Here is a 1,020-nt window from a genome sequence, read left to right on the forward strand (position 1 = left end):
TGAACAGCAACATGACTCACGAAACTTGTTTCGCGTATTGCTTGACGGGTGTGGGTGTTGGGCGCGATGCTCTGGGGGCAGCGCACAGTCAGCGGAGCCCGGGGCCGAACCGGGCGACGGAACCGAGTACTTGGGGAGATGAGATGGAAACCCTCACCACGCACGTAGCGGTCGGAACGACCGGGGCGGTGACGGGGACCACGCGACTTCCCGAGGGGCTGCCCCGGATCGCCGAGCCCCGTGAGGTCGCGCCGGAGGATGCCAGGGCACTGTCCAGGACGTTCTTCGAGCGGCTCCGCACTTTGGACGAGGGCACCCGTGAGCGTCAGTACGTCCGTAACACGCTGATCGAGATGAATCTGTCGCTGGTGCAGTTCGCCGCGCGCCGTTTCCGCAACCGGACCGACGGTACGGACATCGAGGACATCATCCAGGTCGGCACGATCGGTCTGATCAAGGCGATCGACCGTTTCGACCCGGCCCTGGGCAACGAGTTCGCGACCTTGGCGCTGCCGTACATCACCGGGGAGATCAAGCGGCACTTCCGGGACACGACCTGGGCCGTCCGCGTCCCGCGGCGCCTGCAGGAACTGCGCATCGAGTTGGCGCGCGGCAAGGAGGAGCTGCACGCGGTCCTGGACCGGGCGCCGACGGTGCGGGAACTGGCCGAGCATCTGGAACTGACCGACGAGGAAGTCATAGAGGGTCTCGTCGCGGCCAACGGTCACTCCAGTCAGCCCCTCGACAGTGAGGCGGACGAGTCCTCCGAACGGGCTGTGCGGCCGCTGGCCGAGGTCCTCGGCAACGAGGATCCCGCGTTGGAGCTCTTCGAGGACTTCCGTACCCTCGCCCCGTTGTTGGAGGGTCTCGCGGGCCGTGACCGGCTCATCCTGCGGATGCGCTTCGGTCAGGAGATGACCCAGGCGCAGATCGGCGAACGCCTCGGCATCTCCCAGATGCAGATCTCCCGCATCCTCACCCGCACCCTGACCCGGCTCAGGGAAGGCATGCTCGCCGACT

Annotated in this window: 1 protein-coding gene; it reads left to right on the top strand. The window is 66.5% G+C overall.

The genetic code is table 11. From position 1 onward, the window contains the following. Nucleotides 1–143 precede the first annotated feature (143 nt). Nucleotides 144–1,020 (top strand): SigB/SigF/SigG family RNA polymerase sigma factor (locus NOD94_RS41170; protein WP_281211360.1); only part of this gene is annotated, 877 nt, incomplete at its 3' end.

It is taken from the genome of Streptomyces sp. Isolate_45, assembly GCF_024721315.2.
GTDB lineage: Bacteria > Actinomycetota > Actinomycetes > Streptomycetales > Streptomycetaceae > Streptomyces.